This window comes from Virgibacillus tibetensis (assembly GCF_036026595.1).
GTDB lineage: Bacteria > Bacillota > Bacilli > Bacillales > Amphibacillaceae > Virgibacillus_P > Virgibacillus_P tibetensis.
Genome location: NZ_JARZFX010000001.1, coordinates 780310 through 794572, shown reverse-complemented (window position 1 = coordinate 794572; position 14263 = coordinate 780310). Strand labels below are relative to the sequence as shown.

Genomic DNA, 14263 nt, shown 5'->3' with positions numbered 1-14263 from the left:
TAATGACGAAAATAGCTCCATCTATATTATCAGCAGATTTTTCTAAACTGGGACAAGAAATTAAAGACGTGGAAAAGGGAGGAGCCGATTATATCCATATCGATGTAATGGATGGTCATTTTGTACCCAATATTACAATAGGGCCATTAATAGTAGAAGCGGTAAAGCCGATAACAAACCTTCCACTGGATGTTCATTTGATGATTGAAAATCCGGATAATTATATACCTATGTTTGCTAAGGCAGGTGCAGATATAATCACTGTTCATCAAGAGGCGGCAAAACATTTACATCGAACGATTCAATTAATTAAAGATAATGGTGCAAAAGCAGGTGTGGTACTTAACCCGGCAACGTCAGCGGATGCTATTTTACCGATTCTTCCTGACGTGGATATGGTGTTGGTCATGACAGTGAATCCAGGTTTTGGAGGACAATCGTTTATTCGCAGTATGATTCAGAAAATCGAACAAATTGCAACCTGGCGTAAAGAAATGAACTTATCATTTGAAATAGAGGTAGATGGCGGTGTCAATGTACACACAGCAAAGGAATGTGCAGATGCAGGTGCAGATGTTTTAGTAGCAGGAAGTGCAGTATTTGGCCGCTCTAATAGAAAAGAAGCTATAAGAGATATAAAGAATGCTGTAAAGGGGAAATAACATACATGGTATCTGTAGCGATAGTGGGTAATGGACCTGAACATCTTCATCCTGATTTGGAATTGTATAGAGATGTTATTGATATCTGGATAGGTGCAGACCGTGGTACTTTACATTTAATTAAAAATAATTTACCGGTCAATTATGCAGTCGGTGACTTCGACTCAATTAACGAGGATGAAAAACAGGCTATTCAACAGAGTGCAGCGTACTATAAAGAGTACCCATCAGAAAAAGATGAAGCGGATTTGGAAATAGCTTTATCTAAAGCCTTTGACCTATCTCCCAAAACAATTTACTTATTTGGTGTTACAGGCGGAAGACTAGATCATGAATTAATTACTATTCAACTTTTGTATTCCATCATAAACAAGGGCATTAAGGGTATTATTTTGGATCAATCTAATTATCTGGAGTTAACGTTGCCGGGAAGCTATTTATTAGAGCATGATGATGACTATCCAGCTATATCGTTTATCCCGTACACCCAATACGTTAAAGGCATAACGTTAGCTGGATTTTATTATCCATTAGTTAATCAAACTATCACATGGGGCTCAACTCTTAGTATATCAAACAAGCTTCTTTTAAATAATGGTACTTTTTCGTTTGAAGAAGGCATATTATTACTAGTAAAGAGCCGGGATACGATTCCCGTGTAAGCGTGTTTGTAAAAGAGGAGGGCGGACTTATGAAATTTTATACTATTAAGCTCCCAAGATTTATTGGTGGATTTGTCAGAATTATTATTAGTACATTTAAAAAAGAAAAATAAATGTGACTGGCTTTTGTCAACGGATTGGCAAAAGCTATTTTTTTATTCGCAGAAAAAAATCACCCAATTGTATAGATTCATACAATTGGGTGATTTTCGTTTCAAAACTAATGCTAAGTGGTATTTTCGGTATATTATACGCGTTCTACTTTACCCGATTTAAGGGCACGTGCAGAAACGTAAACTTTTTTTGGTTTGCCATCTACCATAATACGTACTTTTTGTACATTAGCCTTCCAATTACGCTTGTTGGAATTCATAGCGTGAGAACGTTGGTTTCCACTGCGAGTTTGACGTCCAGTAATAACACATTTTCTAGCCATGCTATCCCTCCTACTCTAACATGTGTCATTTAATACTTATATAATTTACCACATGTATTACAAGAATGCAATTAAATCTTTTTTGTATAATAAAGAATCACCAATAATAGTTTTCTTATTTACCACCTGTTACCCATTTTAAAGACAACTTCTATAAAGAATAAATTCTTGACAGAATACCCATCATCATTCATTGTAATAGATGGTATTTTATACATAAAATTATAACACTGCTTTTAAAATTCATCTGAATGTAGTAGAATATGCTTATATAATGAGCAGGTATTTAAGGAGGATTATTATGTCCATTGAACTTAATACAAATGATGGTCAAGTAACTATTACAAATGAAGTTATATCCACGATTGCCGGCGGGGCCGCAGTAGAGTGTTATGGTATAGTAGGAATGGCATCTAAAAGCCAGATCAGAGATGGTATTGCAGAAATTCTGCGGAAAGAAAACTTCTCTAAAGGAGTGGTAGTACGTCAGGAAGACGACTACTTGCACATTGACATGTATATTATTGTCAGTTACGGAACAAAGATCTCTGAAGTAGCGCATAATGTCCAATCTCAGGTTAAATACACCTTAAGCCAATCATTAGGTTTATCAATTGACTCGGTTAATATATACATACAAGGTGTCCGCGTAGCTAAAGATTAACCTTGTTAAAATTTTATAACTTAACTAACTGTAGATAAGTTAACAATTGCGCATGGTCACCACCAGATCCAGTGCCCGGCTAGTAGACTTCTATGTTTTCTGGTTTGATTCGTCGCTTACACACGGACGCAATCTCCTAACCGATGCATGTACGGACATAGTATTATTACTGCTGAAGGAGCGCTTGCGCTATTGTTTATGGAGGAGGAAGTATAGTGACGGTACAAAAGTTGGATGGCATTACTTTTGCACAAATGGTGCTCTCTGGAACACATCATTTATCGAACAATGCCAATAGGATTGATGCATTAAATGTTTTTCCAGTTCCTGATGGAGATACAGGTACAAATATGAATTTATCGATGACTTCTGGAGCTGCTGAAGTTAAGAAGTTGAACTCAGAAGATATCTCTGAAGTAGCAAATGCCTTTGCCAAAGGGTTATTAATGGGAGCTAGAGGTAACTCTGGCGTTATTTTGTCCCAAATTTTCCGGGGATTTGCCAGAGGCCTGGAAAAAAAACAAAATGCGACAACAAAGGATTTAGCCATTGCATTCGAAAATGGAGTAGCTACAGCATATAAAGCTGTGATGAAACCTGTAGAAGGTACTATTTTAACAGTGGCTAAAGATGTAGCGAAAATTGCTGCAAAGGAAGCCAAAAGGGAAAAAGATGTTATCGTATTAATGGAAATGGTTATTAAGGAAGCGAAAGCGTCTCTGAAGCGTACACCTGATCTACTTCCAATACTTAAGGAAGTAGGAGTCGTTGATTCTGGTGGACAAGGCCTATTAACAATTTATGAAGGTTTTTTAGCAGCATTAAAGGGTGAAGAACTTCCTGAGAATGCTTCTGAAATAGACATGGAAGAAATGGTAAACGCCGAGCACCATAAAGTTACACAGGATTTCATGAACGCTGCTGATATTGAATTTGGGTATTGTACAGAATTTATGATTAAGTTCGAAGAGGATAAAATTGCTGAAAATCCATACAATGAGGAAGACTTCAGAAATGAATTAAGTAAGCATGGCGATTCCTTATTAGTTGTTTCGGATGATGAAATTATAAAAGTACATGTACATGCAGAGTATCCGGGAAATTGTATGACACTTGGCCAGCGCTATGGCAGTCTTATTAATATGAAAATAGAAAATATGCGTGAACAGCATTCTGCTCTTGTAGGGAAGAATCAGGCTGAAGCACCTAAAGAAAAAGTTGCGTATGCTATTATAACTGTTGCAATGGGAAATGGTTTAAAAACACTGCTTGAAAGTCTGGGAGCTTCTGTTGTTATTGAAGGTGGTCAAACAATGAACCCAAGTACTCAGGATATTACAGACGCAATTAAGAAGGCTAATGCTAAAAATGTGCTGATTTTACCTAATAATAAAAACATAATTATGGCAGCAGATCAGGCGGCAGAAATTGCAGAAGAAAACGTCAGGGTCGTACCTACACAGACAATTCCACAGGGGATCAGTGCTATGCTTGCATTTCATCCGGAAGCCGATATAGATGGCAATAAGGAAGTAATGGATGAAGCGAGGAAACAAGTGAAAACAGGACAGGTTACATACGCAGTTCGAGATACTCAGATTAATGGGATTACGATTGAAAAGGGTAACTTTATGGGAATTGCCGATGGTAAAATAAAGGCAACGCATCATGATAAAAAAGAGGCAGTAAAATTATTGTTAAATGAAATGCTTACAGAAGAAGATGAGATCTTAACTATTTTACAGGGTGAAGATGCATCTGACAGTGAAGTGAAAGAACTTATAAAGTATATTGAAGAAACATATGAAGATCTTGAGATCGAAGTCCATAACGGAAACCAACCGATCTATTCGTATATTTTTTCAGTCGAGTAATAAAAAAGAAATCGTCTCCAGGAGAGGCGATTTCTTTTTATTACTGGCTGTACATGAAGCAAAGCTGATTATCCAACACACCTTATATTCCTATAATTTTAATTAAAAATTCGAATAAGAATAGTGCGGATATAATTAGTAGGGCTACAGATAAATCCTTTTGTTTACCCATTGCAAGCTTTACAATGGGATAAGCAATAAACCCAAAAGCCATCCCATCAGCGATGCTGTAAGTAAATGGAATCATTGCTATAATTAAATAGGCAGGTACAGATTCTGATAAATCATCTAAAGGTATCTGTCGAATATTTTGAGCCATTAGAAATCCAACGATGATAAGAATCGGGCTGATTGCAGTATTTGGTATCATAGTAACCCAGGGTATGATAAAAATGGTTATTAAGAATAACAACGCTGTTATTATCGCTGTTGCACCGGTTCTACCTTTAGATGCTATGACCGCAGTGTTCTCAGCAGCTGAAACGGTTGGCGATGTTCCCAAAAAGGCACAGGTAACAGTTGAAAATGCAGTCACTTTATAAGCCCTGCCGTATTTTTCATTTTGATTCAGCATATAAAGCTGACCATGCAATAATCCCATATTTTCAAAAATAAGAATCAGTGCCAGTGGGAATACAGCTAACCAAAATGATAGTTGACCAACTGCTGTAAACGATGGGAGAAAGAGTATCTCTTCTGCCTTAATATTTACAGGTTCCGTTGATGGAATAACTATACCGAAAATGGATGCAAGTATGGTTCCGATGATCATCGTAATTAAAAAATTTGCAGGAACATTCTTAACAAATAAAAATAGTGCTAAGAATAATGTTATTATCCCTACGATGACAGTTGGAGAAGTGAAATCACCAATCTCAATAATCGTATTTTCCCCACTGACAGCAAGACCGCTTTTCTCCAAACCAATCAAGATTAAAAAGAATCCCAGCCCTACTGTTACAGCATGTTTTAACGAATCTGGTACAGCTTCTTTCAATATAATCCCAAGTTTGCTGAATGCTGTAATTAAAAAAATTATGGCAGCAACTAGCACGACAGCCAATCCTTCATGAAAACTGAGATCGGTTCCTTGTACTATCGTATAAGCAAATAGAGCGTTTATCCCCATTCCAGGTATTAAAATTAATGGCAGCCTGCCAACTAATCCCATTAAAAGCGTTCCGAGGAAACTTACAAGAATGGTTGCGATCATGCCTGTTTCGAGGGAAACTCCAGCTTCACTAAGTATAGACCCATTAACTACTACAATGTATACTGTAGTAAAGTATCCGATTAATCCTGCAACAATCTCGTTTCGAAAGTTTCCTTTCTGATTCAATTTTGATCCTTGGCTGTTATAAGGCATATATATTCCTCGTAGTTATTGATTGTCCCTCTCCCACCCGATTACTGCTTTCATAATCCACAAATGATTATTATGGACTTTTTTGTTATACTTAGCAATGGATGCGTAAACTATACTAATATTTAGGCGGTGACTATAAATATGAAGTTTAATTCAGTATTTGATATTATTGGTCCGGTAATGATTGGTCCCTCCAGCTCACATACAGCAGGTGCTGCACGAATAGGAAAAGCAGCACGTAATTTATTTGGAGAAGAACCAACGTGGGCAAAAATCTACTTGTATGAATCATTTGCAAAAACGTACAAAGGCCATGGAACCGATTTTGCTCTGGCTGGTGGTCTTCTTGGATTTGAAACGGATGATATACGAATGAGTAAAGCACTCGATATAGCTAAAGAAAAGAATCTTAAGATAGAATTTGTAGAAGATAGTGCAGCAGTTGATCATCCAAATACGGCCCGTCTTGTCATTGGAAATGATGAGGATCAAATTGAACTGGTCGGAATATCAATTGGTGGAGGTAAGGTGGAGATTACAGAACTAAATGGCTTCGAACTACGATTATCAGGAAATCATCCAGCAATATTAATTATGCATAATGATAGATTCGGAGCTATTGCGTCTGTTACAAGAATCTTAGCAAAATATGAAATTAATATTGGTCATATGGAAGTTAATCGTAAGGATGTAGGGAAAGAGGCATTGATGGTAATTGAAGTCGATCAGAATGTCGACGATACTGTTTTAAGAGAATTAGAGAATGCTGATCATATCATTCAAATTGCCAAGCTTGTCAGCTAGAAAAGCAAGGAGAGGAGTTTTACTATGTTTAGAACAGTAGCTGAATTAGTAGAAATTGCTGAAAAAGAGAATATTCTTATATCAGAAGTAATGATACGACAGGAAATGGATATCAAAAATAAATCCCGTGAAGATGTATATGCAGAGATGGAAAAGAATTTAAATGTAATGGAACAGGCTATTGAAGATGGCTTAAAAGGGGTGCAGTCTGTAACAGGCTTAACTGGCGGGGACGCTGTATTAATTCAAAAATATATGAAAGAAAATACACCGCTTTCAGGCAACATATTAATGGATGCAGTTAGTAAGGCGATGGGTACCAACGAAGTAAATGCTGCAATGGGTACAATATGTGCTACACCTACAGCGGGAAGCGCCGGCTGTGTACCAGGGACATTATTCGCAGTGAAAAATCAGCTGAATCCAACGCGTGATCAAATGATCCGCTATCTATTTACTTCAGGAGCGTTTGGATTTGTAGTTGCAAATAATGCTTTTATTTCAGGAGCTGCTGGTGGCTGTCAGGCCGAAGTAGGTTCAGCAGGTGCTATGGCTGCTGCTGCGATTGTTGAAATGGCTGGTGGAACACCGCAGCAGTCCTCAGAGGCATTCGCCATGACATTAAAAAATATGCTTGGCTTAGTTTGCGACCCAGTAGCAGGTTTGGTAGAGGTCCCTTGTGTGAAACGTAACGCAGGCGGTTCTTCCCTAGCAATAGTGTCAGCTGATATGGCATTAGCAGGTGTTACAAGCAGAATACCGTGTGATGAGGTCATCGGTGCAATGTACCGAATAGGAAAACAAATGCCCTCCAGTTTACGTGAAACTGGGGAAGGTGGGTTAGCGGACACACCTACAGGTCGTTTGCTAAAAGAGAAAATATTTGGAATGTAAGTATAGAGAGAGTGATTAACATGCTAAGTGAGTCTGTTACACAGATAAAAGGCGTCGGTGAAAAATTTGCTGAGGATTTAGCAGTAATAAATATTCATACTGTTGAAGATTTACTGAACAATTACCCATATAAATACAACGTATTCGAAATAAAGCCTCTTAGCGAATTGATACATGATGATAAAGTAACGATTGAGGGAAGGGTTATCCATGAACCTTCCCTCACATATTATGGAAAAAACAAATCCAGATTGTCATTTACTTTAGAGGTAGAGGGAGTTGCCATAAAAGCTGTCATGTTTAACCGGGCTTTTGCAAAAAAACAAATACATGCCGGAGATATGATTACATTAACCGGTAAGTGGGATACACATAGACTACAAATTACAGTTAGTAGTTATAAAACCGGACCAGCAGAAAACCATGCAGAAATTCAATCTATATATTCTGTTAAAGGCGATGTGACTAATTATAAATTAAAAAAAATTATAAAAAATGCATTAAGTGCTTACAGCAATGATATTGATGAAATGGTACCACAAAGGTATTTGAATGCTTACAAACTGCCGAATCGCAAAGATGCGTTATTAACCATACATTTCCCCCCTAATAGACTCGCGTTAAAACATGCACGACGCAGATTTATTTATGAAGAGTTTTTGCTGTTTCAGTTAAAAATGCAACTTCTTCGCAAACTAAAGCGTGAAGCAACCCAAGGTAATGCACAGCATTATGATTCAGAAAAAGTTAAGGAGTTTGTGAATATTTTTCCATTTACTTTAACGGAAGCTCAAAATAAATCTTTAAATCAGTTATTAACAGATATGAAGTCCCCTTACCGGATGAACAGGCTGCTGCAGGGAGATGTAGGTTCTGGGAAAACAGCTGTGGCTGCTGTATGCCTATACGCGTCAATTACTGCAGGAAAACAAGGTGCTTTAATGGTCCCAACTGAGATATTGGCAGAGCAACATTATCAGTCATTAACTAAACTGTTTGGTGAGAGAGCTCAGATTGTTTTATTAACAGGCTCTGTAAAAGGAAAAAGAAGAAGAGAAATGGTGGAAGCCATTAAAAGTCATAACGTGCAAATAGTTGTAGGTACTCATGCTCTAATTCAAGATGATGTTTATTTTAATGATCTGGGGCTTGTGATAGTCGATGAACAGCATCGGTTTGGGGTGAACCAGCGTCGAACTTTGCGGGATAAAGGTCTAAATCCAGATGTGCTATTTATGACTGCGACACCAATCCCTCGTACGTTAGCTATTACCGCTTTTGGTGATATGGATGTGTCGGTAATTGATGAGATGCCAGTGGGCAGAAAAGAAATTGAGACATACTGGATAAAGGAGAATGCGTTGGATCGAGTATTAGGATTCATAGAAAAAAGAATTATGCTTAAAGAGCAAGCATATGTTATTTGTCCTCTTATTGAGGAATCAGATAAATTGGACATCCAAAATGCGGTCGATTTATACCATCAACTCCAGGAATATTATCCTGATAATATAAAAATAGGATTAATGCACGGTCGGCTTTCCACAGATGAAAAGGATAGTATTATGAAGGATTTTGCTGCAAACAGAATACAGATACTAGTATCTACAACCGTTGTAGAAGTTGGGGTTAATGTGCCAAATGCAACAATTATGGTTATTTACGACGCTGAACGATTCGGTTTATCTCAACTCCATCAGTTGAGAGGGAGAGTTGGCAGAGGAGAACAGCAAAGTTATTGTATTTTGATCGCTGACCCTAAAGGAGAGGTTGGCAAAGAAAGAATGCGGATTATGACCGAAACTACGAACGGATTTGAATTATCGGAGCAAGATCTGAAACTAAGAGGACCGGGAGATTTCTTTGGCAAGAAGCAAAGTGGACTCCCCGATTTTAAAGTTGCTGATATGGTTCATGATTATAAGGCCCTTGAAACAGCACGTAATGATGCGCAAGAAATAATAGAAATGAACATGCTGGAACAGGATGAAGAGTTTTACAAGTTAAAGCAGTACTTGGAAAACGATTCCTTTTTAAAGGAGAAACTGGATTAAAGGATGCTTGCATAATTAAAGCTGGTAATATATATTACTATTAGTACCAAGTCTTAAATCTATATTTTTATCATTACATGTGGACGGTGTCATTTATGAGAAGATCTAAAGTTGAACGTCAACGTTTATTGAGGGAAACAATCCAGCACACACCTTTCATAACAGATGAAGCACTAGCAAAGGAGTTTTCCGTAAGTATTCAAACTATCCGGTTGGATCGGATGGAGCTTTCTATACCAGAACTCCGTGAACGGATTAAGTCTGTAGCAAATGTTCAATGGAATGAAACAGTAAAGGCATTGCCACTGGATGAAGTAATCGGAGAAGTTATTGATTTAGAACTGGACGAGCGAGCTATTTCCATTCTGGATATTAAACCTGAACATGTTTTTTCAAGAAATAAGATTGCCCGCGGGCATCATATATTTGCACAAGCTAATTCGCTTGCTGTAGCGGTAATAAATGACGAATTGGCATTGACTGCTAAATCAGAGCTTAAGTTCACCAGACAAGTTAAAGAAGGTGAACGTGTTATTGCAAAGGCAACCGTTGAGGGAAAAAACGAAAAAGGGCTAACAATTGTGCAGGTGAGCAGCTATGTAGAGAAAGAAATTGTCTTTACAGGATTCTTTCACATGTACCAGTCAAATGAACAAAAAGGGGAATTGTGATATGAGATTAGCAATTGATGCTATGGGTGGAGATCATGCACCGAAAGAAATAGTTTTGGGTGCCATGGATGCCGTTTCCCAGATAGACAATTTACATATAACCTTAATAGGAGACGAAAATAAGATTAGAGCATACGTAACTGACGAGAAGAATATTGACATAATACATACAGAAGAAGTAATTACAAGTGAAGATGAACCTGTTAGAGCGGTAAAACGTAAGAAAAATGCTTCCCTTGTTTTAATGGCTCAGGAAGTTAAAGAGAACAGAGCAGACGCTTGTATTTCAGCAGGGAACACAGGTGCATTAATGAGCGCTGGTTTATTTGTAGTCGGCAGGATACCGGGTATCGATCGACCGGCTTTAAGCCCGACTTTGCCTACAATTGACGGTAAAGGATTTTTGCTATTAGATGTTGGAGCGAATGTTGATGCGAAAGCCGATCATTTAGTACAGTATGCAATAATGGGATCCATTTATACAGAGAAGGTACGAGCTGTATCAAATCCAACAGTCGGACTATTGAATGTAGGCACAGAGGATGGTAAAGGGAACGATCTGACTAAAAAGGCTTTTGCTCAAATGAAAAATGCACCAATAAATTTTATAGGAAATGTAGAAGCACGTGACTTACTAAATGGAGCGGCAGACGTTGTTGTAACAGACGGATTCAGTGGTAACATTGCTTTAAAAACCATAGAAGGAACTGCAATGACTATGTTTTCGATGTTAAAAGATACGTTTATGTCCTCCATGAAAACTAAAATTGCAGCAGGTATGGTTAAAAAGGATTTGAAAGAACTAAAGAACAAGCTGGATTACTCTGAATATGGTGGAGCAGGATTGTTTGGATTAGCGGCCCCAGTTATAAAAGCCCATGGATCTTCAAACCGCAGGGCAGTATACAGCGCTATAAAGCAAGCATGCCATATGGTTGAATATAATGTGACAGAAACAATAAAAAATACAATTGAATTGAACAAGGAGGAGAAAGAATGAAGCGTGTTGCCTTCATGTTTCCAGGTCAAGGATCTCAGGCGGTAGGTATGGGAATGGAATTTTACGATAATTACCCTGAAGTTAAAGAGCTTTTCCAGGAAGCCAATCAAGTTTTAAATAAAGATATTACCCAAATTATGTTCGAAGGACCTAAAGAAAAACTAACTGAAACAGAGAATGCCCAACCTGCACTATTATTGTCCAGTATAGCAATACACTCCTTACTTCTGAAAGAAGAAATTCAACCCATTATGACAATTGGACACAGTTTAGGTGAATACAGTGCCTTAGTTGCAGCTGGATCCATTTCTTTGGATAAAGCATTACCATTAGTTGAAACTAGAGGTAAATTGATGGAAGAAGCGTTTCCTAAAGGTCAAGGAACAATGGCCGCAGTACTGGGATTAGATGAGAAATCTGTACAAAACGCATTGAAAGAGGTAAGTGGAGAGATTGTTGATATTGCTAATTTAAATTGTCCAGGACAAATTGTGGTTTCTGGCTCAAAAGAAGGTATTGAGGAAGCAATTACTACTCTAAAAGCCCACGGCGCCAAACGTGTTCTTCCACTGAATGTCAGTGGACCATTTCACTCCAGGTTAATGAAATCTGCCAATGTGGAATTCGCTAAGCATCTGGACAAAGTTGAGGTCAGAGATGCCAGTATACCAGTCTATGCCAACGTATCTGCTTCACCTGTTACAGATAATAAAGAAATAGAAGACCTGCTGCTTAAGCAGTTATATTCTCCTGTTCGGTTTGAAGAATCTATACGTCGTATGATTGAACAGGGTGTTGATGCTTTTGTTGAGGTGGGTAATGGAAAAGTGTTGAGTGGCCTGGTGAAAAAGATTGATCGTAGTATACCAGCCTTTGCAGTCCAGGACATAAAATCAATGAAAGACTTTATTTCATGGTATAAGGAGGAGTCATAAATGTTAAAAGGAAAAAATGCATTAGTTACTGGTGCATCACGCGGCATAGGCCGGGCAATCGCATTAGAGCTTGCCAAGCAGGGAGCCAATGTTGCAGTTAACTACGCAGGCAGCGAAGTTAAAGCACAATCTGTTGTTGAAGAAATTGAGCAACTGGGAACTAAAGCCTTCAAGGTACAAGCAGATGTTGCAAATGAATCAAGCGCAAAAGAGATGGTCAAAGAAGTAATTAGTCAATTTGGGACATTGGATATTCTAGTCAACAATGCTGGTATTACAAGAGATAATTTATTGATGCGAATGAAAGAAGAAGAATTTGACCAGGTTATTAATACAAATCTTAAAGGTACATTTATATGTACAAAAGCAGTTACAAGACAAATGATGAAACAAAAAGCTGGAAGAATTATAAATATAGCCTCTATTGTAGGTGTTAGCGGCAATCCAGGACAAGCTAATTATGTAGCAGCTAAAGCAGGGGTTATCGGCTTAACCAAATCTTCTGCAAAAGAATTAGCATCACGTAATATCCTTGTAAATGCTGTTGCACCAGGGTTTATATCAACCGATATGACAGATGCTCTAACGGATGAGCAACGTGCGGGAATGTTAACTATGATTCCTCTGGCGAAGCTTGGTGAACCTGAAGATGTGGCAAAAGTAGTACGTTTTCTGGCATCGGATGATGCTAATTACATAACCGGGCAAACCCTGCATATTGACGGTGGAATGGTGATGTAAATCCAAGATATGCAGGGTGTCGGATGAATTATTAGTGTATGGATGGGACTAGCTAGATTACTAAAGCTACCTCTTTAAAACGGTAGAAATCTAAACCTGAATCCTATATACTACTTGAAGGGAGGTGAAGTATTATGGCAGATGTGTTGGATCGTGTAAAAGCTATTATCGTTGACCGTCTTGATGTTGAAGAGTCAAAAGTTACAATGGAAGCTTCTTTTAAAGATGATTTAGAAGCTGATTCTCTAGATGTAGTAGAGCTTGTAATGGAACTGGAAGATGAATTTGATATGGAGATCGCTGACGAAGAGGCTGAAAAGATAAATACTGTTGGTGATGCTGTAAACTACATAAACAGTTTACAATAAATTAAGCAGAACAGACTGAGCTATTATAGAAGAGGATTTTTATAGTGGATTATTTAAGCTGTTTCTTTAATGTTCAGTAAATCTTTATTGAACACGACTAAGCTTTAAACAATAAAGTCTCGCATTAGCGGGACTTTCCGTATATATAAAGAAAACAGGGGTGACATGGATGAATGTTGCACAACTAGAAAAGCAGCTGGATATTACTTTTAAGAACCATAAATTATTGAAACAGGCTTTTACACATTCATCCTATGTGAATGAGCATCGTGAAGAAGTATTTTCGGATAACGAGCGATTGGAGTTTCTAGGTGATGCTGTTTTGGAACTGGGTGTTTCCCAATACTTATATAAAAAAAACACAGCAATGCCAGAAGGAGAAATGACAAAATTACGTGCATCCATTGTTTGTGAACCATCCTTGGTTAATTTCGCCAGAGATCTTAATTTTGGTGATCATATTCTTCTTGGAAAAGGTGAGGAGCAAACAGGAGGAAGGGAACGTCCTGCACTGTTAGCTGATGTATTTGAAGCGTTTCTGGGAGCCCTATACTTGGATCTGGGGTTTGAGCAGGTTTTGAAATTTTTAGAAGAGCATGTATTTCCGAAAATTACTACAGGTGCTTTTTCGCATGCGATGGATTATAAAAGTCAACTGCAAGAATTAATTCAACAATATAGAAACCAAGTAGTGGCATATAAGATAGTGGAAGAGAAAGGCCCTTCACACAATAAAGAGTTTGTCGCACAAGTGATTATTAAAGACAATATATCAGGAGTGGGGATAGGCCGTACAAAAAAAGAGGCGGAGCAAAGGGCTGCTAAAGCAGCTTTAGATAAATTCACCGAATGAGCATAATAAATAAAGGCTGTGACTTTGAACCACAGCCTTTTTCCTGCTTATTTCTTTCTAACCGTACGTAATTCTTCAATAAAAGCCTGGGATTCAGACGCACTTAACTGATCTTTATACAACACCATATCATACATAAGTTTTAAGTCATGGTATTTATCTATATCATAATCCTCTGCATCCATGATTGAACGATTAACTATATTTAAACGCTTAGTCAATTCGTCTAAGATAAACTTTAAATTTTCTTGTGATGGATAGTCCAAGTTCATTTTAACA

At 37.8% G+C, this 14263-nt stretch carries 17 protein-coding genes; 14 read left to right on the top strand and 3 right to left on the bottom strand.

Annotation, left to right across the window (positions count from 1 at the left end):
* Positions 1 to 2: 2 nt before the first annotated feature.
* Genes rpe through spoVM form a run of 3 tightly spaced genes read left to right on the top strand, consistent with a single transcriptional unit; the run spans position 3 to position 1437 of the window.
* Positions 3 to 662, top strand: a complete 660-nt coding sequence (gene rpe / locus QGM71_RS04405; RefSeq protein WP_327606291.1) for a ribulose-phosphate 3-epimerase — start codon at positions 3 to 5, stop codon at positions 660 to 662.
* A gap of 5 nt (positions 663 to 667) precedes the next feature.
* Positions 668 to 1324 carry a thiamine diphosphokinase gene (locus tag QGM71_RS04400; RefSeq protein ID WP_327606290.1) on the top strand — a complete coding sequence of 219 codons (657 nt, stop codon included), beginning with the start codon at positions 668 to 670 and terminating at the stop codon, positions 1322 to 1324.
* A gap of 29 nt (positions 1325 to 1353) precedes the next feature.
* Positions 1354 to 1437 carry a stage V sporulation protein SpoVM gene (spoVM, locus tag QGM71_RS04395; protein WP_327606409.1) on the top strand — a complete coding sequence of 28 codons (84 nt, stop codon included), beginning with the start codon at positions 1354 to 1356 and terminating at the stop codon, positions 1435 to 1437.
* Positions 1438 to 1571: 134 nt separating this feature from the next.
* Here spoVM and rpmB read toward each other — a convergent pair whose 3' ends face one another.
* A complete protein-coding gene (rpmB, locus tag QGM71_RS04390) occupies positions 1572 to 1760 on the bottom strand; it encodes a 50S ribosomal protein L28 (RefSeq protein WP_327606289.1) in 189 nt (62 codons plus the stop codon).
* A gap of 301 nt (positions 1761 to 2061) precedes the next feature.
* Here rpmB and QGM71_RS04385 point away from each other — a divergent pair, with 301 nt between their 5' ends.
* Together QGM71_RS04385 and QGM71_RS04380 are read left to right on the top strand one after the other, a co-directional pair.
* Positions 2062 to 2424, top strand: a complete 363-nt coding sequence (locus QGM71_RS04385) for an Asp23/Gls24 family envelope stress response protein (protein ID WP_327606288.1) — start codon at positions 2062 to 2064, stop codon at positions 2422 to 2424.
* Between the two features lie 215 nt (positions 2425 to 2639).
* Positions 2640 to 4298, top strand: a complete 1659-nt coding sequence (locus tag QGM71_RS04380) for a DAK2 domain-containing protein (protein ID WP_327606287.1) — start codon at positions 2640 to 2642, stop codon at positions 4296 to 4298.
* 82 nt (positions 4299 to 4380) lie between these two features.
* Here the strand turns inward: QGM71_RS04380 and QGM71_RS04375 are convergent, their stop codons facing one another.
* Positions 4381 to 5664 carry an NCS2 family permease gene (locus QGM71_RS04375; protein WP_327606286.1) on the bottom strand — a complete coding sequence of 428 codons (1284 nt, stop codon included), beginning with the start codon at positions 5662 to 5664 and terminating at the stop codon, positions 4381 to 4383.
* A gap of 141 nt (positions 5665 to 5805) precedes the next feature.
* Between QGM71_RS04375 and sdaAB the strand changes: the two genes are divergently transcribed.
* From sdaAB to rnc, 9 genes are all read left to right on the top strand, one after another.
* Complete coding sequence (gene sdaAB / locus QGM71_RS04370; RefSeq protein WP_327606285.1) at positions 5806 to 6468, top strand: L-serine ammonia-lyase, iron-sulfur-dependent subunit beta; 663 nt, start codon at positions 5806 to 5808, stop codon at positions 6466 to 6468.
* Between the two features lie 24 nt (positions 6469 to 6492).
* On the top strand, positions 6493 to 7362 hold the full coding sequence (gene sdaAA / locus QGM71_RS04365; protein WP_327606284.1) for an L-serine ammonia-lyase, iron-sulfur-dependent, subunit alpha: 870 nt from the start codon (positions 6493 to 6495) through the stop codon (positions 7360 to 7362).
* Positions 7363 to 7382: 20 nt separating this feature from the next.
* Positions 7383 to 9416, top strand: coding sequence for an ATP-dependent DNA helicase RecG (gene recG, locus QGM71_RS04360; protein ID WP_327606283.1), 2034 nt, complete (start codon positions 7383 to 7385; stop codon positions 9414 to 9416).
* Between the two features lie 95 nt (positions 9417 to 9511).
* A complete protein-coding gene (fapR, locus tag QGM71_RS04355) occupies positions 9512 to 10087 on the top strand; it encodes a transcription factor FapR (RefSeq protein ID WP_327606282.1) in 576 nt (191 codons plus the stop codon).
* Between the two features lies 1 nt (position 10088).
* Positions 10089 to 11087: a phosphate acyltransferase PlsX gene (plsX, locus tag QGM71_RS04350; protein ID WP_327606281.1), complete on the top strand. Its 999-nt coding sequence runs from the start codon at positions 10089 to 10091 to the stop codon at positions 11085 to 11087.
* Complete coding sequence (fabD, locus tag QGM71_RS04345; RefSeq protein ID WP_327606280.1) at positions 11084 to 12022, top strand: ACP S-malonyltransferase; 939 nt, start codon at positions 11084 to 11086, stop codon at positions 12020 to 12022. The genes plsX and fabD overlap by 4 nt, the downstream gene beginning before the upstream one ends.
* On the top strand, positions 12023 to 12763 hold the full coding sequence (gene fabG / locus QGM71_RS04340; RefSeq protein WP_327606279.1) for a 3-oxoacyl-[acyl-carrier-protein] reductase: 741 nt from the start codon (positions 12023 to 12025) through the stop codon (positions 12761 to 12763). It abuts the gene before it with no gap.
* A gap of 134 nt (positions 12764 to 12897) precedes the next feature.
* On the top strand, positions 12898 to 13131 hold the full coding sequence (gene acpP / locus QGM71_RS04335) for an acyl carrier protein (protein ID WP_327606278.1): 234 nt from the start codon (positions 12898 to 12900) through the stop codon (positions 13129 to 13131).
* Between the two features lie 169 nt (positions 13132 to 13300).
* A complete protein-coding gene (gene rnc, locus QGM71_RS04330; RefSeq protein WP_327606277.1) occupies positions 13301 to 13984 on the top strand; it encodes a ribonuclease III in 684 nt (227 codons plus the stop codon).
* 47 nt (positions 13985 to 14031) lie between these two features.
* Here the strand turns inward: rnc and QGM71_RS04325 are convergent, their stop codons facing one another.
* Positions 14032 to 14256 (bottom strand): DUF1128 domain-containing protein, encoded by a 225-nt coding sequence (locus tag QGM71_RS04325; RefSeq protein WP_327606276.1) that lies wholly within the window; start codon positions 14254 to 14256, stop codon positions 14032 to 14034.
* Between the last annotated feature and the right edge of the window lie 7 nt (positions 14257 to 14263).

Bases quoted from the DNA above. Each gene is read 5' to 3' on its own strand.
- rpe (WP_327606291.1), top strand. From the start codon at position 3: ATGACGAAAATAGCTCCATCTATATTATCAGCAGATTTTTCTAAACTG.
- QGM71_RS04400 (WP_327606290.1), top strand. From the start codon at position 668: ATGGTATCTGTAGCGATAGTGGGTAATGGACCTGAACATCTTCATCCT.
- spoVM (WP_327606409.1), top strand. From the start codon at position 1,354: ATGAAATTTTATACTATTAAGCTCCCAAGATTTATTGGTGGATTTGTC.
- rpmB (WP_327606289.1), bottom strand. From the start codon at position 1,760: ATGGCTAGAAAATGTGTTATTACTGGACGTCAAACTCGCAGTGGAAAC.
- QGM71_RS04385 (WP_327606288.1), top strand. From the start codon at position 2,062: ATGTCCATTGAACTTAATACAAATGATGGTCAAGTAACTATTACAAAT.
- QGM71_RS04375 (WP_327606286.1), bottom strand. From the start codon at position 5,664: ATGCCTTATAACAGCCAAGGATCAAAATTGAATCAGAAAGGAAACTTT.
- sdaAB (WP_327606285.1), top strand. From the start codon at position 5,806: ATGAAGTTTAATTCAGTATTTGATATTATTGGTCCGGTAATGATTGGT.
- sdaAA (WP_327606284.1), top strand. From the start codon at position 6,493: ATGTTTAGAACAGTAGCTGAATTAGTAGAAATTGCTGAAAAAGAGAAT.
- recG (WP_327606283.1), top strand. From the start codon at position 7,383: ATGCTAAGTGAGTCTGTTACACAGATAAAAGGCGTCGGTGAAAAATTT.
- fapR (WP_327606282.1), top strand. From the start codon at position 9,512: ATGAGAAGATCTAAAGTTGAACGTCAACGTTTATTGAGGGAAACAATC.
- plsX (WP_327606281.1), top strand. From the start codon at position 10,089: ATGAGATTAGCAATTGATGCTATGGGTGGAGATCATGCACCGAAAGAA.
- fabD (WP_327606280.1), top strand. From the start codon at position 11,084: ATGAAGCGTGTTGCCTTCATGTTTCCAGGTCAAGGATCTCAGGCGGTA.
- fabG (WP_327606279.1), top strand. From the start codon at position 12,023: ATGTTAAAAGGAAAAAATGCATTAGTTACTGGTGCATCACGCGGCATA.
- acpP (WP_327606278.1), top strand. From the start codon at position 12,898: ATGGCAGATGTGTTGGATCGTGTAAAAGCTATTATCGTTGACCGTCTT.
- rnc (WP_327606277.1), top strand. From the start codon at position 13,301: ATGAATGTTGCACAACTAGAAAAGCAGCTGGATATTACTTTTAAGAAC.
- QGM71_RS04325 (WP_327606276.1), bottom strand. From the start codon at position 14,256: ATGAACTTGGACTATCCATCACAAGAAAATTTAAAGTTTATCTTAGAC.